The organism is Microbispora amethystogenes, from assembly GCF_016863015.1.
In the GTDB taxonomy this organism is placed as follows: Bacteria; Actinomycetota; Actinomycetes; order Streptosporangiales; family Streptosporangiaceae; genus Microbispora; species Microbispora amethystogenes.
The window spans coordinates 85,477-111,391 of sequence record NZ_BOOB01000014.1 but is presented as its reverse complement, the minus strand read 5'-3'; the positions used below and the strand labels follow the sequence as shown (position 1 = coordinate 111,391).

At 73.3% G+C, this 25,915-nt stretch carries 18 protein-coding genes and 1 pseudogene; 8 read left to right on the top strand and 11 right to left on the bottom strand.

Annotated elements, in window-relative coordinates:
* Window positions 1–35 precede the first annotated feature (35 nt).
* The 3 genes from Mam01_RS10100 to Mam01_RS10090 are packed head-to-tail and all read left to right on the top strand — an operon-like array spanning window position 36 to window position 2,391.
* A complete protein-coding gene (locus tag Mam01_RS10100; protein ID WP_239101185.1) occupies window positions 36–806 on the top strand; it encodes a LamB/YcsF family protein in 771 nt (256 codons plus the stop codon).
* A complete protein-coding gene (locus Mam01_RS10095) occupies window positions 803–1,426 on the top strand; it encodes a 5-oxoprolinase subunit B family protein (RefSeq protein ID WP_204285116.1) in 624 nt (207 codons plus the stop codon). Before Mam01_RS10100 ends, Mam01_RS10095 begins: the two co-directional genes overlap by 4 nt.
* Entirely contained in the window at window positions 1,423–2,391 is a 969-nt protein-coding gene (locus Mam01_RS10090) for a 5-oxoprolinase subunit C family protein (RefSeq protein WP_204285115.1), read from the top strand. Before Mam01_RS10095 ends, Mam01_RS10090 begins: the two co-directional genes overlap by 4 nt.
* Here the strand turns inward: Mam01_RS10090 and Mam01_RS10085 are convergent.
* Window positions 2,379–4,079 (bottom strand): ABC transporter family substrate-binding protein, encoded by a 1,701-nt coding sequence (locus Mam01_RS10085; protein WP_204285114.1) that lies wholly within the window; start codon window positions 4,077–4,079, stop codon window positions 2,379–2,381. The genes Mam01_RS10090 and Mam01_RS10085 overlap by 13 nt on opposite strands.
* A gap of 138 nt (window positions 4,080–4,217) precedes the next feature.
* Window positions 4,218–6,566 (bottom strand): AAA family ATPase, encoded by a 2,349-nt coding sequence (locus Mam01_RS10080; RefSeq protein WP_204285113.1) that lies wholly within the window; start codon window positions 6,564–6,566, stop codon window positions 4,218–4,220.
* A gap of 221 nt (window positions 6,567–6,787) precedes the next feature.
* On the opposite strand from Mam01_RS10080, the gene Mam01_RS10075 reads away from it, so the two are divergent.
* Together Mam01_RS10075 and Mam01_RS10070 are read left to right on the top strand one after the other, a co-directional pair.
* Complete coding sequence (locus tag Mam01_RS10075; RefSeq protein ID WP_204285112.1) at window positions 6,788–8,377, top strand: MFS transporter; 1,590 nt, start codon at window positions 6,788–6,790, stop codon at window positions 8,375–8,377.
* A gap of 81 nt (window positions 8,378–8,458) precedes the next feature.
* A complete protein-coding gene (locus Mam01_RS10070; protein WP_204285111.1) occupies window positions 8,459–9,349 on the top strand; it encodes a DoxX family protein in 891 nt (296 codons plus the stop codon).
* Window positions 9,350–9,357: 8 nt separating this feature from the next.
* Here Mam01_RS10070 and Mam01_RS10065 read toward each other — a convergent pair whose 3' ends face one another.
* Window positions 9,358–10,446, bottom strand: a complete 1,089-nt coding sequence (locus Mam01_RS10065) for a sensor histidine kinase (RefSeq protein ID WP_425563118.1) — start codon at window positions 10,444–10,446, stop codon at window positions 9,358–9,360.
* Window positions 10,447–10,938: 492 nt separating this feature from the next.
* Between Mam01_RS10065 and Mam01_RS10060 the strand changes: the two genes are divergently transcribed.
* Entirely contained in the window at window positions 10,939–11,997 is a 1,059-nt protein-coding gene (locus tag Mam01_RS10060; protein WP_204285109.1) for an isopenicillin N synthase family dioxygenase, read from the top strand.
* 39 nt (window positions 11,998–12,036) lie between these two features.
* On the opposite strand, the gene Mam01_RS10055 is transcribed toward Mam01_RS10060, so the two are convergent.
* From Mam01_RS10055 to Mam01_RS10035, 5 genes are all read right to left on the bottom strand, one after another.
* Entirely contained in the window at window positions 12,037–13,320 is a 1,284-nt protein-coding gene (locus Mam01_RS10055; protein WP_204285108.1) for a GH1 family beta-glucosidase, read from the bottom strand.
* Window positions 13,317–14,318 carry a LacI family DNA-binding transcriptional regulator gene (locus Mam01_RS10050; protein ID WP_373868687.1) on the bottom strand — a complete coding sequence of 334 codons (1,002 nt, stop codon included), beginning with the start codon at window positions 14,316–14,318 and terminating at the stop codon, window positions 13,317–13,319. Before Mam01_RS10050 ends, Mam01_RS10055 begins: the two co-directional genes overlap by 4 nt.
* Window positions 14,315–17,173, bottom strand: a complete 2,859-nt coding sequence (locus Mam01_RS10045) for a glycoside hydrolase family 3 protein (RefSeq protein WP_204285107.1) — start codon at window positions 17,171–17,173, stop codon at window positions 14,315–14,317. Before Mam01_RS10045 ends, Mam01_RS10050 begins: the two co-directional genes overlap by 4 nt.
* A 421-nt stretch (window positions 17,174–17,594) precedes the next feature.
* Window positions 17,595–18,497, bottom strand: a complete 903-nt coding sequence (locus Mam01_RS10040) for a TolB family protein (RefSeq protein ID WP_204285106.1) — start codon at window positions 18,495–18,497, stop codon at window positions 17,595–17,597.
* Between the two features lie 204 nt (window positions 18,498–18,701).
* Window positions 18,702–19,913, bottom strand: a complete 1,212-nt coding sequence (locus tag Mam01_RS10035) for an ROK family transcriptional regulator (RefSeq protein ID WP_204285105.1) — start codon at window positions 19,911–19,913, stop codon at window positions 18,702–18,704.
* A gap of 420 nt (window positions 19,914–20,333) precedes the next feature.
* Here Mam01_RS10035 and Mam01_RS10030 point away from each other — a divergent pair, with 420 nt between their 5' ends.
* Entirely contained in the window at window positions 20,334–20,681 is a 348-nt protein-coding gene (locus Mam01_RS10030) for a hypothetical protein (protein ID WP_133306092.1), read from the top strand.
* Between the two features lies 1 nt (window position 20,682).
* On the opposite strand, the gene Mam01_RS10025 is transcribed toward Mam01_RS10030, so the two are convergent.
* Window positions 20,683–20,937 carry a metallothionein gene (locus Mam01_RS10025; RefSeq protein WP_150932365.1) on the bottom strand — a complete coding sequence of 85 codons (255 nt, stop codon included), beginning with the start codon at window positions 20,935–20,937 and terminating at the stop codon, window positions 20,683–20,685.
* Window positions 20,938–21,111: 174 nt separating this feature from the next.
* Window positions 21,112–23,043: a hypothetical protein gene (locus Mam01_RS10020; RefSeq protein ID WP_204285104.1), complete on the bottom strand. Its 1,932-nt coding sequence runs from the start codon at window positions 23,041–23,043 to the stop codon at window positions 21,112–21,114.
* A 138-nt stretch (window positions 23,044–23,181) separates the two neighbouring features.
* Between Mam01_RS10020 and Mam01_RS10015 the strand changes: the two are divergent.
* Window positions 23,182–24,381 (top strand): annotated as a pseudogene (locus Mam01_RS10015) (RNA-guided endonuclease InsQ/TnpB family protein); the annotation flags it as partial.
* A gap of 91 nt (window positions 24,382–24,472) precedes the next feature.
* On the opposite strand, the gene Mam01_RS10010 reads toward Mam01_RS10015, so the two are convergent.
* A complete protein-coding gene (locus Mam01_RS10010; protein ID WP_204285102.1) occupies window positions 24,473–25,915 on the bottom strand; it encodes a serine/threonine-protein kinase in 1,443 nt (480 codons plus the stop codon).

Sequence of the window (25,915 nt, the reverse complement as noted above, 5' to 3'; positions counted from 1 at the left end):
GCAGGATGGACCTGGCCGACCGGGGAGACCGCCAGATGACCTACATGATGGATTTGAACGCCGATCTCGGGGAGGGCTACGGGATCTGGCGGCTGGGGGACGACCTGGCCCTGCTCGACCTGGTGACGAGCGCGAACGTGGCGTGCGGCTTCCACGCGGGCGACCCGCTGATCATCCGCCGGACCTGCGCGGCGGCGGTGGACCGCGGCGTGGCGATCGGCGCCCAGGTCTCCTATCGCGACCTGGCGGGCTTCGGCCGCCGGGAGATGGAGGTGGACCCGGAGGAGCTGTGCTCCGACGTGCTCTACCAGCTCGCCGCGCTCGACGGGATGGCGAGGTCGATGGGCGGGCGGGTGTCGTACGTGAAGCCGCACGGCGCCCTGTACAACCGGGCCTGCCGTGACGAGGAGCAGGCGGAGGCCGTGGTGGCGGCCGTCACGTCCTTCGCTCCCGCCGCCTCGCCGCTGCCGATTCTCACGCTGCCGGGATCGGCTCTGACGCGGATGGCCGCCCGGCACGGCGTGCCCACGGTGGCCGAGTGCTTCGCCGACCGCGCGTACACGCCGGAGGGGACGCTGGTGCCGCGGCGGCGGCCGGGCGCGGTGCTGCACGACCCGGAGGAGGTCGCGGCCCGAGCCGTGCGGATGGCCGTCGAGGGCGTGGTGACGACGATCGAGGGCGGCGAGGTGCGGGTCGGCGCCCGGTCCGTCTGCGTGCACGGGGACACTCCCGGCTCGGTGCGGATCGCCACGGCCGTCCGGCGGGCCCTGATCGACGCGGGGATCGTCGTGGGGTCGTTCACGTGACCGTCCGGGCGGCGGGCGAGCACGCGCTGCTGGTGGAGACCGGCTCGCTGGAGGCGGCCCACCGGCTGGACGCGCTGCTGCGGGCGGATCTCCCGCCGGGGGTGGAGGACGTGGTGCCCGGCTCGCGGACCGTGCTCGTCGTGGCCCCCGCCGCCGACCGGCCGCGCCTGGAGACGCTGCTCGCCTCGCTCCTGCGTACGGCGCTCGCCCCGGCGGGCGCGGACGGGCCGGGGCGGCTCGTGGAGATCCCGGTGGTCTACGACGGGGAGGACCTGGCGGAGGTGGCCGAGCTCAGCGGCCTTTCGGCCGAGGAGGTGGCCGCCCGGCACGCCGCCTCGGAGTTCACGGTGGGGTGGCTCGGGTTCGCCCCCGGCTTCGCCTACCTGATCGGCCTGGATCCGGCGCTGCACGTGCCCCGGCTGGCGGTGCCCCGCACCAGCGTGCCGCCCGGCTCGGTGGCGGTCGCCGGGTCGTACTCCGCCGTCTATCCGTCGGCCTCCCCCGGCGGCTGGCGGCTCCTCGGCCGTACGGACGTGCGGGTGTGGGACGCGGCGGCCGAGCCGCCGGCGATGCTGCCGCCCGGCACGCGGGTGCGGTTCCGGCCGGGGACGGCACGGTGACCGCCCGCGTCGAGGTGCTGGCGCCCGGGCCGTACGCGACCGTGCAGGACCTCGGGCGGCCCGGCTACGCCCATCTGGGGGTGCCGAGGTCGGGGGCGGCCGACCCGCCGAGCCTGCGGCTGGCGAACCGGCTGGTCGCCAACGCGGAGACCGCCGCGGGCATCGAGCTGACCCTGGGCGGGGCGGCGCTGCGCTTCACCGCCGGCGCCTGGGTCGCGGTCACCGGGGCGCCGTGCCCGGTGGAGGCGGCCGGGCGGGCGGCCGGGACGGACGCGCCGCTGTGGGTGCCGCCCGGCGGCGTGCTGCGGGTGGGTGTGCCCCGCCGGGGCCTGCGGACCTACGTGGCGGTGCGCGACGGGATCGGCGTGGAGCGGGTGCTGGGCAGCCGGTCGACCGACTCTCTGTCGGGCATCGGGCCGCCTCCGCTGCGGGCGGGGACGACGCTGCCGGTCGGCGCCGGGGCCGTGGCCGCCGCGATCCTCGCCGATTTCGCCGCCCCGCCGCCGCTGCCCCGCCGCCCGGTCGTCCGGGTGCTGCCGGGGCCGCGCGACGACTGGTTCGTCCCGGAGGCGCTCACGGCCCTGTGCGCGGCGGCGTACGAGGTCACGGCGGACAGCAACCGGGTCGGGGCGCGGCTGCGGGGCGCCCCGCTGGAGCGGGCCAGGGCCGGTGAGCTGGCCAGCGAGGGGATGCCGCTCGGCGCCGTCCAGGTGCCGCCGGGCGGGCAGCCGATCGTGTTCCTGGCCGATCACCCGCCGACCGGGGGTTATCCGGTCGTCTGCGTCGTCGCCGCCGCCGACCTGCCGATGGTCGCGCAGGCGCGGCCGGGCGACCTGCTGCGGTTCCGGCTGGTACGGCGGGCCTCTCACGACCGGGCCTCTCACGACCGGGCCTCTCACGACCGGGCCACGGCCCGCCACCGGGAGGCGGTGGACCGGCCCGGCGGCGCCTGTCAGGAGGCGTAGCCGATGTCCTCGTACCTGAGGTCGTAGAAGCCGCCCGCGCCGATGTTGGCCAGCGCGGACCGCACCACGACACCCTGCGGGCACTGGTAGAGCGGCAGCACGTTGACCTCCTTCCAGACCAGCCGGTCGGCGTCGTTGAGCAGGCCGGGCACCCGGGCGGGGTCGAGCAGGCTCCCGGCGCGGTACATCGCCTGGTCGATCTGCTTGCTGCCGCTGCGCCCGAGGTTGGAGTACCACTCGACGTCGTCGCCCTTGCCGCGCTCCCCGTCGGCGTAGACGTCGAAGGAGCCGGACACCGGGTACGGCGTGCTCGGGTAGGCGAAGGCGGCGAGGTCGAAGTCGCCGGGGATGAGGTACTTGCCGAAGAAGTCGTTGAAGGACACCTTGCGCACCTCGGTCCGCACGCCGACGCGCTGCAGCATCCGCCCGGCCGCCTGGGCCTCGGCGAGGCTCGGCGGGATCCCGTCGGGGACGACGAAGCGCAGCGTGAGCGGCTTGCCGTTCTTCGTCCGGGCCTTGCCGGACATCTTCCAGCCCGCCTGGTCGAGCAACCGGCCGGCCAGGGCCGGGTCGTAGCCGCCGATCTCCCGTGCGTTGGCCTGGTAGCCGTACTGGCTGTTCATGAGGAAGTGGTTGTCCAGGGTCACGGTCGGCCAGCCGAGGCCCTTGAGGTCGGCCTGCATGAGGGCGCGGCGGTCGAGCGCCGCGGCGACGGCCTGGCGCACCCGGACGTCGGACAGGACCGGGCTCTCGCCGTTCAGGGTGAACTGGCGGTACTGCGTGCCGGCGGCCTGCCGGACCACCGCGTCCCAGGCCTCCCTGACCCGCGCGTAGTCGTCGGGGGACGGGCCGACCTCGAACACGTCGACGTCCCCCTTGGTGAACGCGCGCACCATCTGGTCGGGCCGCACCGTCCGGAACACCATGCGGTCGAGCTTGGGCCGGTTCCCCCACCAGGCGGGGTCGCGGGCGAGGGTGACCGTCCTGCCCTTGGCGTCGAGCCGCTCCACCCGGAACGGCCCGGCGGTCACCGGGATCCGGTTGATCCAGTCGGAGTTGAACGCGGCCGGCGTCGCGTTGGTCGCGCTGGGATACAGCGGCGTGAACAGCGACTGCCACTCGTTGAACGGCTGGGCGAGGGTGACCACCACCTCCCGGTCACTCGATCCCCGGGCCACGCTCTGGATGTTCTCGTAGGCGATGGCCGCGTCGACCCGGTAGTCGTGGTCGCGCCCGCTCATCGCCTTCCACTGGGCGGCGAAGTCGTTCCAGGTGATCGGCTTGCCGTCCGACCATCTCGCCTTGGGGTTGATCGAGTAGGTGATGACCTGCCGGGGAGAGGTGGCGGTGATCCGGGCGTTGGTCACGTAATCGGTGTCGAGGGACGGCCGTCCCCGCTCGTCGGACCGGAAGGTGCGCGGCATGAGCGCGTCGGTCACGGCCTCGACCGCGTTGCCGTCGCCGTCGACGTGGTTGCGGTTCCACTGGGTGGGGAAGTCGACGAGCCCCCACCGCAGGGTGCCGCCGTCCTTCACCTTGTCCCGGGGCAGGGGGTTGATGTCGTACGCCTTGACCGGGGAGGGGGCGAGCGCGCCGTCCTGCTCACCGGGCCCCCGCTGCGCGCCGCAGGCGGTGGCGGCCCACACGGCCGCCAGCAGGGCCAGGGCGACCGGCCGTCGTGGTCTCACGTGTCTCTCCGCTCCTCCGGCTACCCTTCGAAGTAGATTAGTAGCAGGAAGTGACGACCGGCGTCAGCGGGACACGCACCGCCGTGCCACGGCTCTCCTCCGGATCAGGGCCTCGCGCGGATCAGAACGGCGCGCGGGTCAGGACAGTTCGTCCACCGCGCTGCGGACGTCCTCACTGGTGATCGTGGTCAGCTCGGCGGCGTTCGCCGTCCCCTGGGCGGCCAGGCGCACGTCGCGCCGCAGCGCCGCGCGCTCGTACAGCGAGCGGGCGAAGCGGCCGTTGCCCAGCCCGTCGATCAGCCCCTCGCGGCAGACCCAGTCGAAGACGTCGGCCAGGTCGCGCCCGGCGGAGGCGTCGAACCTGTCGCCGGACGCGGCCGCCTGCAGATTGGCGATCTCGGCCAGCTCGGACGGCGAGTAGGAGGGGAACGCCACCCGCTGGTTGAACCGCGAGGCCAGGCCGGGGTTGGTGGCGAGGAAGGCGTCCATCTCACGCTCGTAGCCGGCCAGGATGATCACCACGCGGTCGCGGTCGTCCTCGGCCCGCTTCAGCAGGGTCTGCACGGCCTCGGCCCCGAAGGCGTCGCCTCCCGAGTAGCCGGCGTTGACCAGGCCGTACGCCTCGTCGACGAACAGCACGCCGCCGAGCGCCCGGTCGACCAGCTCGTTGGTCTTGATCGCGGTGGCGCCCAGGTGCTGGCCGACGAGGTCGGCCCTCGACGCCTCGACGACGTCGGGGCGGGCCAGCAGGCCGAGCGCCGAGAAGATCCGGCCGAGGATCCTCGCGACGGTCGTCTTGCCGGTGCCGGGCGGGCCGGCGAAGACGAAGTGCCGCATCTGCGACTGGACCGGCAGCCCCTGCTCCTGCCGCATCCTGGCCACCTTGAGCTGGGCCGTGATCGCGTGGACCTGCCGCTTGACCGGCTCCAGCCCGGCCATCCTGTCGAGGTCCGCGAGCGCCTCGTCCAGCGTCGGCGTGGCCTGGTAGCCGCGGTATCTGGCGGTGATCTCGTCGAACGCCTTGGTCACGTCGCCGGCCGTGATCGTCACCAGGTCCTCGCCGCGCGGCGCCCCGCCCGCGCTCACCACCCGCACGTCGCGCGCCTGCGCGGCGGCCTCGGCGAGGCTGCGGGCGAAGCGGGCGTTGCCGAGGTCGTCGACGAGCCCCCGCCGGTGGACGTCCTCGAACAGCCGGCGCAGCACGGGACGGGCGTCGGGGGCGAGCCGGTCGCCCCGGCGCTCCTGCACCGCCTCGGTGATCTCCAGCAGCTCGCCGGGGTCGTAGCTGGGGAAGCGGACCCGGGTGGCGAACCGGCTGGACAGCCCGGGGTTGGACGACAGGAAGTCGTTCGTCTCGCGCTCGTATCCGGCCAGGATGACGATGAGCCGGTCACGGTCGTCCTCGGCCCGCTTGAGCAGCGTCTGCACGGCCTCCGCGCCGAACCGGTCGGGCTGGCCGTCGCCCGAGTTGATCAGGCCGTACGCCTCGTCGACGAACAGGACCCCGCCGAGCGCCCGGTCGATCAGCTCGTTGGTCTTGATGGCGGTCGCGCCGAGGTACTCCCCCACGAGGTCGGCCCGCTGCGCCTCGACCACGAAGGGCGTCTCCAGCAGGCCGAAGGCGTAGAAGATCTTGGCGAGGGTGCGGGCGACGCTGGTCTTGCCCGTCCCCGGCGGGCCGACGAACACGAAGTGCCGCATCGGCCGCTCGTTGGTGTAGCCCGCCTCCCTGCGCAGCCTGGCCGCCTCGATGGACGCGGCGATGGCCCGCACCTGCTCCTTGACCGGTTCGAGGCCGATCATGGACTCCAGCTCGGCCAGGGCCTGCTCGACGGTGATCGGCGGCGGGGCGCCGGTCTCGGCCGCGGCGGGCCGGTGGCCGCCCGCCCTGACCTGCTGCCGCTCCTGGGCCTCACCGCCGGTCGGCTCGCGCTCCGCGCCGGCGCGCGCCCTGCGGGCGAGGATCAGGCGGTAGAGGAGCACCGCGGCGGCCGCGCCGTACGCGCCCCACAGAGCGGTGGAGGAGGACAGCGGCGACAGCGACAGCCCGACCAGCCCGGCGGCCGCCAGGGACATGAGCGTCGTCAGCCAGGGCGGCACCCACCGGATCAGGTGGGCCGCGATCGCGACCAGCGGGCCGAGCAGCATCAGCAGGCCGGGCACGGGCGTCTGGCCGCCGAACACCACCATGAACAGCGGCAGCAGCAGGCCCCACCCGGCGAGCACCAGCACGGTCGCGGCGGCGCGGGGATAGCTGAGCGCCAGCGCGACGAAGGCCAGCGCCGCCACCGTGTAGATGAAGGTGGGCATCAGCGACCAGTTGAGCGCGGCGGCCACCCCCATGACGGCGACGAGCAGCACCACGAACAGCGCACGCCGCCCGAACGGTGGAAGATGGAAATAGCGGAAACGCACCTGTTCGAACAGATCACGTGCCGCAGTCCGACTTAAGAGGCTCGCCGCCCGTGCTCTGTCGGAGTCCCGCATCGACGCCTCCCCGCTTCGACCCCGGTTATACCGCACGCGGGAAGGGAATGGGTGGACCCGCGCGGCACGGTGGACGGGGCGCCCGCCGGTCCCTGTGATCACCTGGAACGATACGGAACCGGCGCGGTGTTCCCGACATCACCGGAAGGGCTGAGAGATCCCCTTCCCATGGCTTAAGCTGCCACGCATGTTCCAGCGGGGCCGCGAGCACTGAGCGGTTTATGATCATGGTTTCGGTCGGGTCCGTCACCGTCCGCGCGGCGGGCGCCCTGCGCGAGCCCCGGGTCAGCCGGTGGTCGGTCCTCGTGCTGCTGTGTTTCAGCTTGCTCCTGATCGCGGTCGACGCGACCGTCCTGCACATCGCCGTCCCCGCGCTCACGGCCGCGCTGGAGCCGTCGTCGGTCCAGCTTCTGTGGATCATCGACGTCTACTCGCTGGTGGTCGCGCCGCTGCTGGTGACGTTCGGCACGCTGGGCGACCGGTACGGCCGGCGGCCGTTCGTGCTCGGCGGTTACGTGGTGTTCGGCCTGGCCTCGCTGGCGGCGGCGTTCGCCGCGACGCCGCTCGCGCTGATCGTCTCGCGGGCCTTCCTCGGCGTCGGCGGCGCGATGATCATGCCGGCGACGCTGTCGATCATCCGGCAGGTGTTCACCGACCGGCGGGAGCGGGCCGTCGCGCTCGGCGTCTGGAGCGCCGTCGCCGCCGCGGGCGCGGCCGTCGGGCCCCTGATCGGCGGGGTGCTCGTCGAGCACCTGTGGTGGGGCGCGGTCTTCCTCATCAATGTGCCGCTGCTGCTGGTCGCGCTGCCGTTCGCCGTACGGATCCTGCCCGCCTCGCCGGGGCGGGCCGACCACCCGTGGGACGCGCTCAGCGCCGCGCTCTCCACCCTCGGCATCCTGTCGGTCGCGTTCGGGCTGAAGGAGGCGGGATCGGGCCACACGCTGGGCCGGGGTCCCGCGCTCGTCGTCCTCGTGGCCGGCGCCGCGCTGCTCGCCTGGTTCGTGCTGCGCCAGCGGCGGCTGGCCTTCCCCCTGCTCGACATCGGGCTGTTCGGGCAGCGCGGCTTCGCGACCGGCGTCGGCTGCGTGGTGCTGGCCGTCTTCGCGCTGGTCGGCCTGGAGCTGATGCTGGCGCAGTATCTCCAGCTCGTGCTGGGACTGTCCCCGCTGGAGGCCGCCGTACGGATGCTGCCGCTCATGGTCGCGGCCATCGCGGGTGGCCTCGCCGCCGCACACGTGCTGGGGCGGATCGGGCTGCGCGCGACGGTCGGCGGCGGCCTCGCGCTCACCGCGCTGTCCCTCGCCCCGGTGCTGACCTGGGGAACCGAGCAGCATCCCGTGATGCTCGCCGCGTGTTTCGCCGGGATCGGCTTCGGCGTCGAGGTCGCCCTGCTCGCGGCCTCGGACACGATCATGGCCTCGGCGCCGGAGTCGCGGGCCGGCGGCGCGGCCGCGATCGAGGAGACCGCCTACGAGCTCGGGGCCGGCCTCGGCATCGCCGTGCTCGGGACGATAACCACGATCGTCTACGCCCCGTCCCTCGGAACCGTCCCCGGCGTCCCGTCCGGCCTCATGGCGCAGGCACGGGAGTCGCTGGCCGCGGCCGCGCACGTGGCCGGGAAGGCCGGCGCCGCCGGGGACGCGCTCCTGGCCGCCGCCCGCGCGGCCTTCGTCACCGCCCTGCACAGCACCGTCGTCGTCAGCGTGGCGCTGCTCGCGCTCACCGCGCTGGCCGTGGCCCTGCTGCTCCCCCGTCACCCGGCCGGCGAACCCGGCACCGAGGCTCCGGCGCCCGAGCGCGCGGACGCCTGACCTGGTCCGCGCATGACGGCGGCCGGGCCGGGGAGAGTATCCGGGCAAGCCGCTGCCCCCCAGCCCCCAGGATGAGAAGCCGTGAAGAAAACCTTGCACGACCTGGCCTCGCTGGCCGCCCGCATGGGCGTCGGCGGGATCTTCTTCGCCAACGGCTGGCAGAAGCTCGAAGCCGGCCTCAACGCCACCCAGGCGCAGTTCACCGAACTCCACGCGCCCGTCCCCTATCTCTGGGCGGCCGTCACCATGCTGGTCGAGCTGGTGGGCGGCACGCTGCTGATCGCGGGCCTCGCCGTGCCGGCCGTCGGGCTGCTGCTGTTCGCCGAGGCGCTCGCCGTGTTCGTGATCACCGCCGGTGACGCCGGCCTGCCCCTGACGGGCGGCGCCATCGAGCTCATCGTGGCGCTGGGGGCCGCGTCGGTGCTGCTCGCCGTCACCGGCGGCGGCCGCGTCTCGGTGGACCACATGGTCGTCATCAAGCGCCGCGAGGCGGAGGCGGCCGGTGAGTTCGCCGCCGACGCCGAGGCCGACGCGGTGATCGCGGCGCTGCGCCCGCCGTGGCCCGGCGAGACCCACGACACCCGCGACGTCCGCGGGTCTCGCGGCGAGGTCCGGGAGAACCGGGAGGGTCCGGAGGCAGGGGCGGGCGCGCCGGACACGGCGGCGCGGTCCGGGGCGCGCCCCTCCGGTCCGCGACCCGGCACAGGATCCGGCACAGGATCCGGCTCACGACCCGGTACGGACGCCCCGGACGGCACGGCATCCCCCGGCGCGCCGGCCGATCCCGCTCCCTCCGCCGCCGCACCGGCGGCCCGGAAGGACGCCGCGCCCTCCGGCGACGACCCCGGGACGCCCCCGAGCGGGCAGGCGTCCACGACGACCCGCCGGACCGCCGCGCCCCGCCCGCGCCGTACGCGGCGCGACGACGACACCACGACGGAGAGCCGCGCCGAGGCGCCGCCCGCCCGCTGAGAGCGGTGTCAGAGCTCCCGCGACAGCGGCAGGCGCAGCAGGAAGCGGGCGCCCCGCGGGCTGTCGATGATCGTCAGGGTGCCCCCGTGGCTCTCGGCGATCTGCCGGGCGATCGGCAGGCCCAGCCCGGCGCCCCCGGCGCCCCTGCTGCGGGCGGCGTCCAGGCGGGTGAACCGCTGGAAGACCCGCTCGCGCTGGTCGCCGGGGATGCCCGTGCCGTCGTCGAGCACCTCCAGCACCGCGGTGCCGGACAGGAAGCGGGGGTCCCCGTTGGGCGACTCGTCCCGCCGCACCTCCAGGCTCACCGACGACGCGGCGTGCCTGTCGGCGTTGTCGAGCAGGCTGGTGATCAGGCGGCCCAGCCGGATGCGGTCGCCCCGGACGGTCACCCCGGGGGGCAGCCGCGGGACCATCTTGTGCACGGCCCGGCGGTGGCCCAGCTCGTCGGCAACGAGCCGGCCGAGGTCCAGCGGCTCGCGTTCGCACGGCGCGCCGACGTCGAGGCGGGTCAGCGTCAGCAGGTCGGCGGCGATCGCCTGAAGGCGGTCGAGGCTCCGCAGCACGGCCTCGCCGATCTCCCGTACGTCGGTGTCCTCGGGGGCCAGCAGCGCGTCCTCCACCTGCGCGCGGATCGCGGTGATCGGGCTGCGCAGCTCGTGGGAGGCGTCGGAGGTGAAGCGGCGTTGCTGCTCGAAGGTCTCCTCCAGCCGGTCCAGCGTGAAGTTGATGCTCTGGGCGAGGGCGTGGAGCTCCCCTCTGTCCGCCGGGACCGGCACCCGCCGCCCGAACTCGGAGGTGTTGATCTCGTCGAGCTCGTCCCGGATGGCCTTCACCGGTCGGAGCGCCCGCCTGACACTGCGCCGGGCACCGTACGCGACGGCGGCGGTGACGAGCACGGACCCGGCCACCAGCCCGGCCACCAGCCCGGGCGGGACGTCGAAGGCCCGCACCGGCGCGGCGCTGTAGACGGTCCAGTCCCTGCCGTCGTGGTAGACCCGCTGCGCGACCACGACGCGGCAGTGGCCGGGGCCGAACACGCCGCCGCAGACCTCCCGGACGGCCCTGCGCTGCGGCGCATCGGGGCGGAAGCTCGCCATGGGCCCCTTGCCCCGCATGTCGGGCGTCGCGGCCCGCACCCGGCCCCATGGACCCACCACCTGCACCGACCCGTTCGAGGCCTTGGGCTCGGGCGGCAGCACGGCTCCCGCCCGGGCGCGTTCCACCTGGTAGGCCACCCGCTCACCCGCCGCCGTCACCTCACTGACGAGGTGCCGGCCGGCCGCCTGGTGCAGCGCCCACACCAGCACGGCCGAGAACGCCAGGCACAACAGGGCGACAGCCGTGCCGGTGAAAAGCGCGACACGACTCCTGATCGTCCATCGATCCCCGAAACCCACCCGATCGCCTACTCCTGATACGGCCCTATAGACCGCATCCCCGAAATCTACGCCAAATAGCTTAATTAGGATGTAATGAGATAAACTTGAAGAATCGCGCCTAATTGTCGCAAATCATCCCCAGTGTCACGCGAACGGCAAGCGCGTAAAGCCACCTTCCGGGCGGCGTGCCGAATGAGGGAATCTGAAGGCATGAACAGTGCGGTCAACCCCGCGGGCAACACCGCGGGACCATTGCCGGTGATCGACGTGAGCCCTTTCACCGGCCCCTCCACCCCTGACACCGGCCGGGAGCGCGCCGGTGTCGCGCGCCGGATCGAGGCGGCCTGCCTCGACAGCGGCTTCTTCTACATCAGCGGTCACGGGGTGCCGGACGACCTGATCGCGCTGCTCCGGGAGGCGGCCGCGCGTTTCTTCCTGCTGCCGCCCGAGCACAAGATGCGCATCTCGATGGACCGGGGCGGGCGGGCCTGGCGCGGATACTTCCCCGTGGGCGGCGAGCTCACCTCCGGCCGCCCCGATCTCAAGGAGGGCCTCTACTTCGGCGCCGACCTCGGCCGCGAGGATCCCCGGCCGCTGCACGGGCCCAACCTCTATCCCGAGGAGGTGCCGGAACTGCGCTCCGCCGTACGGGCGTACATGGACGCGCTGACCGGCGTGGGACAGGCGGTCATGCGGGGCGTGGCGCTGAGCCTGGGGCTGGAGGAGGACTACTTCGCCTCCGGTTACACCGCGACGCCCACGGTCCTGTTCCGGATCTTCCACTACCCGCCCGCGGCCGAGTCCGGACGCGGCGGGTGGGGGCCGGACGAGTGGGGGGTCGGCGAGCACACCGACTACGGCCTGCTGACCCTGCTGCTGCAGGACGGCAATCCCGGCCTGCAGGTGCACACGGCCCGCGGCTGGATCGAGGCGCCGCCGATCCCCGGGACGCTGGTCTGCAACATCGGCGACATGCTCGACCGGCTGACCGGCGGCCTCTACCGGTCCACTCCGCACCGCGTACGCAACCACACCGGGCGCGGCAGGCTGTCCTTCCCCTTCTTCTTCGATCCGGGGTGGGACTGCGAGGTGCCGCCGCTGCCCTCCCTGCCCGCCCGCGACGGTGGCCGTCCCCGCTGGGACGGCCTGGACCTGCGCGCCTTCACCGGCACGTACGGCGACTATCTGACCGCCAAGGTGGCGAAGGTCTTCCCCCACCTCGGCGGCCGGGTGCTGCCGCCCGCGCCGGGCCCGCGGGAGAGCGTGTGATCACGAGATTTCCGAAGGCCCGGCCGGCCGGCGCTCCGGTCAGTCCTCCAGGCCGCCGCGGGCGATGACGTCGCGGTACCAGCGGGCGCTGTCGCGGGGGGTGCGCTCCAGCGTGTCGTAGTCGACGCGGACGATGCCGAACCTCTTGTGGTAGCCGCGGGCCCACTCGAAGTTGTCCAGCAGCGACCACACGAAGTATCCGCGCAGGTCGGCGCCGCGGTCCATGGCCGACCGCGCGGCCCGGAAGTGGGTGTCGAGATAGGCGATCCGCCCGGGGTCGGACACCCCGTCGGGGAACGCGGCCCCGTTCTCCGTGATCATCAGCGGCGTGCCGGGATACTCCCGCCACAGCCGTACGAGCAGGTCCTCCAGGCCGGACGGGTTGATCTCCCAGTCCATCTCGGTGACCGGCCCGTGCGGGTCCTCCCAGGCGATGCCCTCGCTGCCGGGATACTCGGGGTGCCCCTCCGCCGAGGGGTCGGCGACGACCCGGTTGACGGTGTAGTAGTTGACGCCCAGCACGTCGATCGGCTGCGCGATCGTCGGCAGGTCGTCCAGGTTCACCTTGGTGAAGCGTTCCATATGGGCGAGGACGTCGGCGGGATACTCGCCGCGCAGCACCGGATCGAGGAACAGCCGGTTCGCCAGCCCGTCGATCAGGCGGGCGGGCTCGGGGTCGCCGAGGATCGGGGTCAGGTTCAGCGTCAGCGAGACCGACTCGGCGCCCCCCGCACGCAGGGCCTGCGTGCCCAGACCGTGCGCGAGCATCAGGTTGTGGGCCGCGGTGAAGGCGGCGGCCGGGTCGGTCACGCCCGGCGCGTGCCGCCCCGAGCCGTACCCCACGAAGGCCGACACCCAGGGCTCGTTCAGCGTCGTCCAGGTGGCGACGCGGTCGCCGAGACGCGACTGCACGGCCGCGGCGTAGTCGGCGAACCGGAAGGCCGTCTCCCGGTTGGTCCAGCCGCCCGCGTCCTGCAACGACTGCGGCAGGTCCCAGTGGTAGAGGGTCGCCACCGGCGTGATGCCCCTGGCGAGCAGGGCGTCCACGAGCCGGTCGTAGAAGCCCAGGTCGGCCAGGCGCGGCCAGGCCACCGAGAACCGGTACGCCTTGAGCCCCAGCCACGCCATGATCTCGACGTCCTCGAGATAACGGTTGTAGTGGTCGCAGGCCATGTCGCCGGTGTGGCCGTCGCTGACCATGCCGGGCGTGTGGGAGAAGGTGTCCCAGATGGAGGGGACGCGGCCGTCGGTGTGGACCGCTCCTTCGATCTGGTACGACGCGGTCGCGGCCCCCCAGAGGAAGCCGTCGGGGAATGAGATCATCGTGAACTTTCGCGAATCGTCAACCGTGGTTCGAGGAGCGTCGACTCCGGGACGGACTGGCCCTCCAGCTTGGCCATGAGCAGCCGGACCGCCTGACGCCCGACGTCCTCGGCGGGAACGAGCACGGAGGTCAGCGCGGGGCTGGCCCGCTCGGCGATGTCGTCCGGGCAGATCGCCACCACCGAGACGTCCTCGGGCACCCGCCTGCCGAGGATCCGCAGAGCCCCCAGCACATGGCCGGCGGCCGCCTCATTGTGCACGACGAGCCCGGAAAGCCCCGGCCGTTCGTCGAGCAGCCGCTTCACCGCGGCGTGGACCTCGTCGAACGACTCCTCGCACGGCCAGGCCCCTGCCTTCAGGCCGTGCCGCGCCGCTGCCTCGGCGAACCCGGCCATCGTCCGCTCGGCGAAGCCGGTGCCCCGCTCGTAGACCACGGACGGCGCGCCGAGCAGGACGATCTCGCGGCGCCCGAGGTCGGCCAGGTGGTCGGCGCACAGCGCGCCGGCCCGGGCGAAGTCGAGGTCGACGCAGGTCAGCCCTTCCGGGTCGGCCGGGAAACCGATCAGCACGGCGGGCTCGGCGAGCCGGCGCAGCAGCGGCACGCGAGGATCGTGGATCTCCACGTCCATCAGCAAGAGCCCGTCCACCAGCGCGCTCGCCGCCACCCGGTGCAGCCCGTCCGGCCCCTCGTCGGCCGTCATCAGCAGCACGTCGTGGTCGTACTGGCGGGCCGTGGTGACGACCGACGTGGCGAACTGCATGAGGACCGGCAGGTTCATGCCGGCCCGCAGCGGCAGCACCAGCGCGATGACCTTCGCGCGCTTGCTCGCCAGGGCGCGGGCGCCCGCGTTGGGGTGGTAGCCGAGCACCCGGACGCTGTCGAGGACCCGCTGCCGGGTCGTCGCCGAGATCGCCCGCTTGCCGCTCAGCACGTAGGAGACCGTGCTGACGGCGACTCCCGCGTGCTTGGCGACGTCGGCGATCGTCACGGTCCTCACGGGCGGAGCCCTCCGAGGAAAGCCAGCGTGCTCACCGTGACCCCCTCGCTTTCGTACACCACATAAAGATCGCGCACTCCGGCCGCTCCCGCCAGGGGGGTGCTCACACCGACGAAATCGTGTCTGGTAGCCGTGGGCGGGACGGTGACCGCACCGGCCACCTCCCCGGTCAGGGGGTCGTCGAGCCGCAGCGTGACCACCCCTCCCTCGTCGCTCGACACCGTGAGCGCGCACGTCCGCGGGCCCGCGTCACCGGGAACCGGGTCCCCCTCAGGGTCCCCGCCCGGCTCCCCGCCGAAGTCGCAGTCGCGGAAGGCTATCCAGGCCCCGGGCGAGGCGGAGCGGACGGCGTCCCCGGCATCGGGCGCCGCGTCGCACAGCACCACCCCGTCGTACTCGTCGTGGCCGGCCGCGTCCAGTGGCCGGCCGGTGAGAACCCGCGGGGGGATCCGTTCGCCCCGCACCCGCAGCGGCGCACACAGCCGGATGTCCCCCGACGACGCGCCCACCTGCACCGTGTGCGCGGCGTCCTCCACCACGAACCGGCCGCGCGTGACGTCCCAGAAGGCCAGGTCGTCGACCGGCACCTCCACCTCCACCGTACGGCTCTCGCCCGGCGCGAGGCGCACCTTGGCGAAGCCGCGAAGCTGACGCAGTGGCTGCTTCACCCGGGAGCGCCGCTGGCGGGTGTAGACCTGCACGACCTCCTCCCCCGGGCGCCCGCCCTCGTTGGTCACGGTCACCCGGACCGTCACCGTGTCGCCCGGCCCGGCCTCCGCCGTGGACAGTTCCAGGCCCGAGTAGGCGAAGCGGGTGTAGCTCAGGCCGTGCCCGAAGGGGTACAGCGGCCGGCCGCGGTAGTAGAGGTAGGTGGCGTCGGAGGCGATGACGTCGTAGTCGAGCAGGTCGGGCAGTTCGGCGGCCGAGCGGTACCAGGTCTGGGTGAGACGGCCGCCCGGGTCGTCGTCGCCGAGCAGCACGCCGGCGAGCGCGTTGCCGTACTCCTGCCCGCCGTGGGCCGACCAGACGATCGCGGGCACGTGCTCCTGCGCCCAGGTGACCGCGAACGGGTAGCCGCTGGAGATCACCAGCACGGTCGCCGGGTTGGCCGCGTGGACGGCCTTCAGCAGGGTCTCCTGCCGCTCGGGCAGCGCCAGCGTCGTCCGGTCCTCGGTCTCCCGGCCGTTCACCAGGGGGTGGTCGCCGAGCACGACGACCGCGACGTCGGCGCCGGCCGCCGCCTCCGCCGCGCGGGCGGCGCCGCTCTCGACCAGTTCGACGGACAGCACGGACGCGGCGTCCGGGTCGTCGGTCGTCCGCACGACGCCGCCGGCCACGGTGACGTACCGGCCGGAGGAGATGTTGCGCAGCACGACGCCCCTCGGCCGCTCCTCGATCCGGAAGGTCTGGCGCACCTCCCAGCCGCTCGGGCCGGGCTGGTCGTTGACGAGCACGCCGTCCTCGCCCGCCTGCACGTGGCGTCCGTTGGCGCACGCCCGGAAGGCGAACGCGCCGCCGCCCCAGTCGAACACGTCGAAGCAGGACCGCTCGCTCCCGACGTACAGCGGCCCGCCGCCGGGGTCCGGCGACGCTCCGACGTAGCCGCCCTCGGTGCGCAGTGCCACCCGGTCCACGCCCTCGTGGTAGACCGTCCCGCACCGCTCGGTGAGCCCCGTCAACGCCGTCACCTGGTACGGCAGCGTGCCGCTGTACCAGTCCTCGAACAGGGCGCCGGCCAGCGGGCCGATCACCGCGACGGTGCGCGGCGCGGACAGCGGCAGCAGCCCGTCGTTCTTGAGCAGCGTGATCGACTGGCGGGCGGCCTCCCGTGCGAGCCGCCGGTGCTCGGGGCTGTTGACCACCTCGTGGGTGATCTCGTCGTACGGCGTGGCGGGGTCGAACTCCCCCAGCCGCACCCGGATCGACAGGGTGTGCCGCACGGCGGCGTCGAGGTCGGCCTCGGTCAGCAGGCCGCGGCCGAGCGCCGTCCTGATGTGGCCCAGGGTCGCGGCCCCGTCGGCGTCGTCCTGGGTGAAGCTGTCCAGCCCGGCCTTGATCGCGTGCGCGTACGCCTCGGGGAGGTCCTTGTGGTAGCCCTGCGGCGTGGTGAGGTTGCCCGGCGCGTAGGCGTCGCTGACCACCAGGATGTCGTCGGGCGCCCACTCCCGCAGGTGGCTGCCGATCAGCGGCGACAGGTGGGCCGGGCGGCCGTTGACGAGGTTGTACGACGGCATGACCGCCACCGCGGCCCCCGCTTCGAGCGCGGGCCGGAACGCCTTCAGCTCGTACTCGTGCAGCACCCGGGGCGGCAGGCCGCTGGAGGTGACGCACCGGTCGGTCTCGTTGTTGTAGCCCAGGAAGTGCTTCAGCGTCGGCGCCGTCTTGAGCACCTCGTGGCTCCCGCGCAGGCCCCAGGCGTACGCCGTGCCCATCACGCCGGTGAGCCAGGGGTCCTCCGAGTAGCCCTCCTCGTTGCGGCCCCAGCGGGGGTCGCGCAGCGGGTTGACGACCGGCGCCCAGACGTTGCGGCCCACGCTCTGCGGGTCCTTGTGGTGGAAGGCCATGACCTCGTCGCCCGCCGCCTCCCCCACCTGGCGGACCAGGTCGGGGTTCCAGGTGCTGGCCAGCCCGACGGCCTGGGGAAACACGGTGGCCGGGCCGTGCCAGGCCAGGCCGTGCAGGGCCTCGGTGCCGGTGCGGAAGGGTCGCAGCCCGAGGCGCTCGACGGGCGCCTGGTACTGGTGCAGCAGGCCGATCTTCTCGTCGAGCGTGAGCCTGGCGAGCAGGTCCTCCACCCGGTCGGCGGGAGGAAGCGCGGGGTTCCTGAATGCCGGGTCCTGAGCCGGTTCGTTCATCTGGAGACTTCCCCTTCGCGTCGAAGCGCTTCGATGACCTGCCGAAAGAGGTGCCCACGGGGGCGTCGCGGGGATCCGCTGTTCGGTTGGGAAGCGCCGCCTGTCGAAGCGCTTCGAAAGGGCTACCGGACGTTTCCGGCGTGTAAATCCGGGCTTATCCGGAAGATTGCCCTTTCACTCGTCTCAGGTCAAGACCCGCGTCGCGCCTGTTTCATCGCGATGTCAACCGGGCGCACAGGCCCGCGCGGCGAGACGGACGACGGAAAGAGAGGTCGTAAAGGACGGGCGTGAGCCCCGGCCGCACGCACGGCCGGGGCTCACGCCCGTTCGTTCAGCGCGACGGGGCGCTTGCATGCCCCGCGTGAGGGTTCGTGGATGAGGGTTCCGCGTCAGCGGCTCCGTGGCTGTCCGGGAAGGCCGGTCAGCGGACGATCTGGAGCAGCGCCTGCCGCTTGGCGGCGGCCGGTTCGGCCAGGCGCTGCAGCTGCCTGCCGTTCGCGTCCAGCACGACCAGGGTGTTGGCGGCGCGCCCGGCGACCCGGACGGCCAGGCGGCCGTCCCGCAGGTAGAAGGCGCCGATCAGCGAGCCCTTCACCGGGATGGGCATCTTCTTCCCGGTGACGATGTCCACGATCGCCGGCCGGAAGCCGCCGGGCCAGGAGCCGTCGCCCCCGGGCGCGTTCCGCGACAGCGGCGCCACGACGACCTTCATCCCGTCGGGTGACAGGCTCTGCACGTGGTTGGCGAGGCCGATGCCCTTGGCCCGGACCGACCTGCCGGTGCTGAGGTCGAACCGGTAGACGCCCTCGGTCGTCCCGGCGTACCCCGCGAGGTAACGGCCGTTGGCGGACCAGGCCAGGTGACAGACGCCGCGCGTGCTGCCGGCGGTGCGGCGGCGGGTGCCGTCCGCGTTGACGACGACGACGCGCTGCGCGTCGCCCTGGCCCTGCGCCAGGAAGGCCACCTGCCTGGAGTCGGGCGACCAGACCGGCGTGAGGCACGGCGCTCCGGCTCCGGCGCCCTTGGCCGCCGTCGAGACCGTGCGCCCGTCGCTCACCTGTACGGCTCCTCCGCCGGTGATCCAGGCGATCCTCCTGCCGTCCGGGGACGCCGAGAACTGGCCGGTCATGGGCATGGCGCCCAGCTTCGTGAAGCCCTTGCCGGGCTCGTAACGGCTGATCGGGTAGCCCTTGCCGTACGACAGGTAGACGGCCGCCCCGGTGAGGGGCTTCAGCGCGGCGGCGGCCCCGGCCGGAGCGGCGGCGGTCGCGGGGGCGACCAGTGCGGCCGCGAGCACGGCGGCGGAGAGCAGGCGAGTGTTCAATGCTTTTCCAATTCCTCGGGTGTGCCGTCATTCGACGCCTGGCGGGGCCAGTTGGTTCGCCGCCGTCCGACATCGGAGCGGCTCGCGCTCCGGCCGATGCCCCGCCGTCAGGGCCCGCCGCGTCGGCAGGGGCATGGGCAGAGAGGGCATGGGCAGGCGGAATCGGCAGGGGGAGGCCGGCAGAGTTCGCCGGCGGGGCCCGGGTCAGCGCTGGGCGGGCAGGCGGCCGGAGTCGACCGAGTCCAGCACCCGCGCGGCCGCCCCGAGCGCGGCGGCGCCGTACCCGAGGGTGGAGACCTCCAGGCGGCAGCCGCCCCCGCCGGGGGCGAGCACCCGGCCGTACATCTCCTCTTCGGCGCAGCCGACGAGCCAGGGGGCGAGCGGCACGTAGTAGCCGCCGAGGATCACGACCTCGGGGTTGAGCAGGTTGGCCACGGCCGCCATTCCCCGGCCGAGGTGGCGCCCGAGGTTCTCCAGCAGCCCGAGGACCTCCCGGTCCTCGTTCCGCGCCCGCCGTACGACCTCGTCGATCTCGAGTTCGAGATCGGACGGCGAGGCGTCGGGGGCCGTGTGGGCGAGGATCGCGCCGACCCCGGCGACGGCCTCCAGGCAGCCGCGGCGGCCGCAGCGGCAGACGGGCCCGGCGGGGTCGAGTTCGAGGTGCCCGATCTCGCCGCTGTAGCCCTGCCCGCCCCGCCTGAGCCGGCCGTCCAGCACGATGCCCGCGCCCACGCCCACCTCGCCGGTGACGTACACGAGGTTGGCGGCGTTGCGATGGGGCCCGAACCGGTGCTCGGCCAGCGCGGCGAGGTTGGCGTCGTTGTCGACCAGCACGGGGAAGCCGGGGTCGCGCAGCGCCTTGGTGAGGTCACCGGCCAGGTCGGCGTCGCGCCAGCCCAGGTTGGGGGCGACCCGCACGATGCCGTCGACGTCCACGAGGCCGGGGACGGCCACGGTCAGGCCGAGCACCTGCCGGGCCTCCTTGGTCATCCGGCTGACGACCCGCCGGGCCAGCGCCGCCATCGCGACGACGGCCTGCCCTGGCCCCGAGGTGCCGCCGGGGAAGGAGCGCCGCCAGTTGAGCAGTTCCTCGCCCTTGAGGTCCACGGCGACCGCCGTGATGTAGTCGACGTTGACCTCGATCCCGATCGCGGCGTACGGCGAGCCGTCCAGGACGAGCATGGTGGCGGGGCGGCCGACCCGGTGCTCGGTCAGGCCGGTCTCGCGCAGCAGGCGCCGGTCGATGAGGTCGGCGACGAGGCTGGACACGGTGGCCTTGTTGAGGCCCGTGGAGGCGGCGATGTCGGCCCGGGAGCAGGGGGCGTTCTCACGGACGAACCGCAGCACGACGGCGAGGTTGGTCGCCCGTACGTCCGTGAAGTCGGCCGGCTGTGGCCCGTTGTGCGAAGTGATCACTGTCCGCCTCGTTCCCGCTTGGGCTCATCATGCCGCAATTGCGCGCAATCCGACATGAGATCAGCGGTACGGACGGCCGCTCCGGCTCCGTCACGCGCGGCTCGGCACCGGCCACCGGTCCCAGCGTCTCCCCGGTACCCTGGTGGCACCCGCTCCTCCGCATTTGTTTGGCTATGGAACTAACTAAAGCCTACCGTGAGGCGGCACGTGAATCCAGGGGCCGCGCCGCCACGCGTGTCTCGGCCGCAGCGCACGCTCGCGGCCCGGCGTCGGCCCGTTGCCAGCGGCGGGCGGTCGGCGGGCGCGGTCGGCGGTCGGCGGGCGCGGTCGGCGGTCGGCGGTCGGCGGTCGGCGGTCGGCGGTCGGCGGGGCAACCCGAGTGCAAACGAGAATCAAACGCGACAGGCGACCCTGGTCACCGTGAAGAGGGATAAGTCGCACTATCTCGGCGAACTACTCGTGTGGGAGATCGAAGACTATCTCCGTGCCAGGTCGGCCCCGCCGGAGCGGGCGCGGGTCGCCCGGCTGCGCGTGTCCAGCCGGTCGGCGGCGGAGGCGGTCGCCGCCGAACTGGAGGCGGGCGGTGGTGTCCACGCCGTCGCGAGACGCGCGCTGAGGCTCGGCGTCGCCTCGCCGGACGACCTGTTCGGGGTCGTGACCCGCGACGAGCACCCCGAGGTGTTCGAGGCCGTGCCCGGCGCGACACTGCCCCCGAAGCCCGAAGGCGAGGGATTCCTCGTCATCCGCCTCGTCGCCTTCGAACCGTGACCTAGCGCATTCCGGCGCCGGTGACCTCCCTGTCGACGATCCTGGTCGCGCCCTCCTGCCGGGCGCAGTGCGCGCAGCAGAACCAGCGGCCGTCGTACTCCGCGCCGTGGCCCACGATCCGGCACCCGCAGTGCTCGCACACGGGAGCCATCCGGCTGATGGCGCACTCGAAACTGTCGAAGACGTGCACCGCCCCCTGGCTGTGCACCTCGAAGGCCATGTCGTAGTCGTTGCCGCAGACCTCACACGTAGCCATGGTCGTCCCCCCGTCGTCGACTCGCGGTCGAGGGGGGAGATACCCGCGCGATCCCGGACGAACACCGTCACCCCAGGCCACGACATCACAGGCCACGACATCACCGGCCGCGACATCACCGGCCGCCACGTCACAGCTCGTCGAGTGGCAGCGCGTCGCTCGGCAGCCGTCATGTCACAGGGCGTCGAGCAGGGCCTTGGCCAGCGACCTGGCCCCGGTGGCGGCCTCCTTCGGGTCCATGAGCACGGAGTCGGACGAGTTGATCGGCGTCTTCTCCGGACGGTCGCTGCCGCCGAACAGCACCCATATGACGTTCTTGCCGTCGAGCGCGTAGATCTCGTACCGGTTGGACTGGGCCGTGTCCGTACGCTGCCGGATCGCCTGTCCGAAGGCGTCCTGCCCGAAGCCGCTCAGCTTCTCGACCTTGCCCCACCGGATGCCGCCGATCTGGCTGCTGGCCGTGAACTTGGTCTTCGAGCGTTCGTCGATGAAGTAGTAGCGGGCGGACTCGGCATCCCAGAAGGTGTGCACGGCGATGCGCAGGTTGCGCCACCGGACCTTGCCGCCGCCGACCGGAAGCGCGTCGTTCCACCACTGGCACTGCGTGACGGTCGAGTTGCCCTCCTTGCTCCGCGCCGCCGCACCCTCGGTGCCCGGCACCAGGCCGGCGGCCAGGGACTTGAGGTTCACGCAGGCCCTGGGCAGCGGGATCCGGGTGGGCGAGGGCGACGGCGTGGGGCTGGGCTTGGGACGCGCGTGGTAGGGCAGCGGCTGCCCCGCCCGCCAGGCGGTCACCGACTTCGCGACCTGGGCGAGCAGTCCCTTCACCTCACGAATGGCGTTCTCCTCGGTGATCGACTGAGTCGACTCGGCCGAGAGGAAGTCGGCCTCCTTCTTCTTCTGGCTGGCCTCGTACTTCACCTGGAAGTACACGTCGCCGACGCGGCCGGCCCCCTCGCCGAACGAGTACCAGTACTGCTTGCCCTCCCGCGTCCACTGGTAGCGGGCGACGGCGCCGTTCCCGATCTCCCGGAACTCCCTGGGCTTCGAGTAGTAGTGCTCCTTGTCCGAGTGGGTCGCGCCGTACTTGTACTGGCTGAGCTCACCGTTGTACTGGACGCGCGCCGCCTGCTCGGCGGTGGTCGTCCCGAGCGCGTCGAACCTGGACACGTTCACCGTGATCTCGCGGCTGCGGGTGACGTCCTTGTAGGAGATGTTCCGGTTCCTCCATTCGCAGGTCCACCGGACGTAGCTGACGAGGGTGCCGCCGCGGTTGTCGTTGCTCGACGAGTTGATCTCGGCGCGCGGCACGAGACGCTCGGCCTCGGCCGGGTCGAGCATCGCGCACACGTCCGCGGCCGCCGCCTGCGGCGCCGCCGTGGCGGACGAGGCGGCCGGCCGGGCCGGGGTCGCCACCGGCCGGGCGGGGGTCGTGCCCTGCCGCACGGTCATGTACGTGAAGGTGCCCCCGGCCACCAGCAGCACCGCTCCGACCGCCGCCACGGGCAGCACCCATCCCCGCCGCGCCGGGGCCGACGGCTGCGTCGGCATCTGCCACAGCTCCGGCGGAGGCGGCGTCGCCGCCTGCCACCCCTGCCAGGGCTGCTGCTGCCCCGACTGGTACGGCGGCTGCCCATACTGCTGCTGTCCCGACTGGTACGGCGACTGCCCATACTGCTGCCCGGACGGCCCGGACTGCTGCGGATACTGCTCGGGGTACGGCTGGGAGTACTGCGGCGGATACTGCTGCGGCGGCCCTTGATACTGGCCGGGCTGACCGCCGGGGTAAGGGCCAGGCTGTTCCCCCGGCGGCGGCCCCTGGGAGGGACCCTGCTGGGGCGGGCCTTGGTATTGGCCGGGCTGACCGCCGGGGTAGAAGCCCGGCTGCCCGCCCGGCTGCGGCCCCTGGGGCGGACCCTGTGGCGGGCCGGGCTGGGCGGCGCCGGGCGGCGGGCCGTACGGGGGCTGGGGCGGCGGGTACGGCGGCTGCTGCGGCGACTGCTGGGAGGGCTGGTAGGGCGGCGGGTACGGCGGCCCGCCTCGCGAGGGCCGGTCCTCGGGCGGGTTCCCGCCGGGGCCGACGGGCCTGTCGTCACCGCTGTTCATCGAAGCCTCCGAGGAAGCCCCCGGCCTTCAGGCAGGGGAGGAATCGGACTGCCTGCGGAGCAGGGCAGGGGTAGGCGTTTCGCCGCAAAGCGAACCGCTGTACGAATTTAGGCGATCCTCGATTGATCGGGTGGCATGATGTGCGGTGTGGCGCAGACGGTGAAGCGTGCCTACAAGTACCGCTTCTATCCCACCTCCGAGCAGGCCGCCGAGCTTGCCCGGACGTTCGGGTGCGTGCGCCTGGTCTACAACAAGGCTCTTGAGGAACGTACCCGCGCCTATGCCCTGGAGGGCGTCCGCGTCTCCTACGCGGAGTCCTCGGCCGCGTTGACGGCGTGGAAGCGCACCGAAGAGCTGGCGTTCCTGGCTGAGGTGTCGTCCGTGCCGTTGCAGCAGGCGTTGCGGCACCTGCAGGCGGCGTTCGCCCACTTTTTCGCCAAGCGGGCCAAGTACCCCACCTTCAAGTCGCGGAAGAAGTCGCGGGCGTCGGCCGAATACACCCGCTCGGCGTTCCGCTACCGCGACGGCCAGCTCACGCTGGCGAAGATGGACGCCCCGCTGGACATCGTGTGGTCGCGTCCACTCCCGCGGGGGGCGGAGCCGTCCACCGTGACGGTGAGCAGGGACGCGGCGGGGCGGTGGTTCGTGTCCCTTCTGGTGGAGCAGACCATTCGCCCGCTCGACCCGGTGGAAAGCGCGGTTGGTGTGGATGCGGGGATCACCGCCCTCGTGACTCTCTCGACCGGTGAGAAGATCACCAACCCCCGGCATGAGCGGGCCGGCCGGCGCGCGCTGGCCAGGGCTCAGCGTGCGCTCGCCCGCACAACCGCAGGGAGCAGCAACCGGGCCAGGGCCAGGGTGAAGGTCGCCCGCCTGCACGCGCGGATCGCCGACTGGCGCCGGGACTTCCTGCACAAGCTGACCACCTCGCTCGTCCGCGATAACCAAACGGTCGTGATCGAGGACCTGACCGTCCGCCACATGGTCAAGAACCACTCGCTCGCCCGCGCCATCTCCGACGCCTCCTGGCGGGAACTGCGCTCGATGCTGGCCTACAAAGCCCGGTGGTACGGGCGGGAACTGGTCGTGATCGACCGGTGGTTTCCCAGCTCGAAACTGTGCTCGGTCTGCGGGACCCTGGCAGAGGCGATGCCGTTGCACGTCCGCGAGTGGGAGTGCGCCTGCGGCGCGGTCCACGACCGGGACGTCAACGCCGCCAGGAACATCCTCGCCGCCGGGCTGGCGGAGAGGTGAAACGCCTGTGGAGCTGGTGTAAGACCTCAACGAGAGTCCTCTCGGACGAGGCGGCCGGCAGCGAAACAGGAAGACCAACCTGTGAGGGTTGGAATCCCCTCCCTTCAGGGAGGGGAGGATGTCAACACGTCTCCTACAGGGGGGTGCGAACGGGAGGGTCGAATGGGGGGCGACCTCAGCCGAGTCCGATGCCGACGAGTTCGGCGGCGCGCTCGGCGGTGCTCCGGTCGGCCTGGGTGACCGCCGGGTCGCCGGTGCGCCGGTAGGCCACCTCGACGACGAGGTTGCTGAGGCGGAACCAGACCGTGGCGCCGGTGGTCCCGGCTCCGGGGTCGGCCGTGTCGCAGGCGAACGCCTCGTCGGCGATCCCCGGGCGGTCCCGCGCGGCGGCGCCCCGGGCCACCCGCTCCGAGGCGAGGTCGCGGGCGGCCGCCGCCTCGCCCGCGCCGTCGCCGGGCAGCCGGAAACCGACGGTGATCGTGCCGGCGTGCCCGCTGACGCGCTCGGTCCACGCGCATCCGCCCGCGCCGCCTCCGCCGTTCCCGCCCGGCCGCGCGCCTCCGCCGCCCTCGCTCCCCTCGTCCCCAGCGGGCTCCGGGCGGGTCGTCGCACCGAGGAGGTCGCGGATCTGTGTGTCGGTGAGGCTGCGGCAGGCGTCGGGGACGGCGGCGAAGCGCCCGCCGCCCTCGTCCCGCCCCGACGTCAGAAGCCAGGCGCCGAGGCCCGCCGCCAGGCCGGTCACGATCACCAGGGCCGCCACGACGGCCAGGCGCCACGACCGGGCGGGCCGTACGGCGGGAGCGGGGACGGGCGGCGCGGCGGCGGCGGCGCGCAGGGCCTGCCGCACGACGTCGGGCGGCGGGCGCCGCGCCGGATCCTTGTCGAGCAGGGCGAGCACGATCCAGGCCAGCACCCGGGACGCCCGCGTCATCGGCGGGGGTTCGTGGAGCAGGACGGCGGCGACGAGCGCGGCGGCGGTGGGGCGGTGGAAGGGCGTCTCGCCCTCGGCCGCCGTGTAGAGCGTGGCCCCGAGGGACCACAGGTCCGAGGCGGGCCCGTCGGGCTCCTCCCGGAACCGCTCCGGCGCCATGTAGGCGGGCGACCCGGCCGAGCTGCGCCAGGAGGCGCCGCCCTCCCCCATCGGCGCGGCGATGCCGAAGTCGGTGAGCAGGGCCCGGCCGTCCGGCCCGATCAGCACGTTGGCCGGTTTCACGTCCCGGTGCAGGATGCCCCGCGCGTGGGCCGCCTCCAGCGCGTCGAGCACGGCCAGCCCGATCTCCGCGACCCGCTCGGAGGGCAGCGGCCCGTGCTCGCGGACGATCCTGTCGAGGGAGCGGCCGGGCACCAGGTCCATGACGATCCACGGCTGTCCGGCGTGCCCGACGACGTCGTGGATCGTCACGATCGAGGGGTGGCTCAGCCGCCCCGCCGCCCGGGCCTCGTCGACGGCCCGCCCGAGGAACTCGGCGAGCCGCCGGTCGTCCAGATCCGGCGGGACGCGGAGCTGCTTGATCGCCACCTCGCGGCGCAGCAGTTCGTCGTGGGCACGCCAGACCGTGCCGCCGCCCCCCTCACCGAGCCGTTCGAGGAGGCGGTACCGCCCGGCGAGCACCTCCAC